This is a genomic window from Methylobacterium sp. WL103 (assembly GCF_008039885.1).
GTDB lineage: Bacteria > Pseudomonadota > Alphaproteobacteria > Rhizobiales > Beijerinckiaceae > Methylobacterium > Methylobacterium cerastii.
In genome coordinates this window covers 1-991 of record NZ_VRUX01000994.1, presented here as the reverse complement: position 1 = coordinate 991, position 991 = coordinate 1, and the positions used below count along the sequence as shown (strand labels likewise).

Sequence of the window (991 nt, the reverse complement as noted above, 5' to 3'; positions counted from 1 at the left end):
CCGCCGAGCAGCGCCCCGGCGACGCCTACCGGGTCTTCGCCGACGACGGCGAGATCGGCCCGGTGGCGACCGACTCGCTGATCGCGTTCTTCTCCGAGCCGCACAACGACGCCGCCGTGTCGGCGCTGCTCAAGGAGGTCCAGGTCGCCCCGATGGAGGCGTCCGCGAGCACCGCGGCGTTCTCCGGCAAGACGGTGGTCTTCACCGGGACTCTGGAGAAGATGACCCGCAACGAGGCCAAGGCCACCGCCGAGCGCCTCGGCGCCAAGGTCTCGGGCTCGGTCTCGGCCAAGACCGACCTCGTCGTCGCCGGCCCCGGCGCCGGCTCGAAGCTGAAGGATGCCGAGAAGCACGGGGTGCGCGTCGTCTCGGAAGACGAATGGCTCGCGATGGTCGCAGCCGCTTGAAGCGCGAGTCGCCGGGTCATAGACCTGGGGCATGACATCCTCGCGGCCGTCCCTGGGCTCATGACCGTCGTCGCCCTCGACTTCGAGACCGCCAACGAGCGGCGCGACAGCGCCTGCGCGATCGGGCTCGCCTGGATCGAGGGGGGCCGCGTGGTCCGGCGCGCGTCCCGGCTGATCCGGCCGCCGGAGCTGCGGTTCGCGCCCGGCAACATCCGCGTCCACGGGATCGTCCCGGCCGACGTGCGCGACAAGCCCGGCTTCGGCGAGGCGGTCGCCGAGTTCCTGCCCGACCTCGCCGGCGGGCTGATCCTCGCCCACAACGCGAGCTTCGACATCGGCGTGCTGCGGGCCTCGCTCCAGGCCTGCGGGCTACCGGCGCCTCCCTTGCGCTACCTCTGCACGGTCCAGGTCGCCCGGCGCGTGTTCCCGGACCCGGAGGGCTGCGGGCTCGGCAAGGTCGCAAGGCGCCTCGGCATCCGCTTCGAGCACCACGACGCCGGCGAGGACGCCTACGCCTGCGCCGAGATCGCGCTCGCCGCCGTCCGGCAGACGGAGGCCGCGGACGTGCCCGACCTGTCGCGGGT

2 protein-coding genes are annotated in these 991 nt (G+C 73.2%); both read left to right on the top strand.

Annotated features, from left to right (window positions below):
- Nucleotides 1–407: BRCT domain-containing protein (locus FV222_RS27285; RefSeq protein ID WP_348644953.1), on the top strand; the 407-nt coding region annotated here is incomplete at its 5' end.
- Nucleotides 408–467: 60 nt separating this feature from the next.
- The coding region (locus tag FV222_RS27280; RefSeq protein ID WP_147816262.1) for a 3'-5' exonuclease at nucleotides 468–991 on the top strand (524 nt) is incomplete at its 3' end.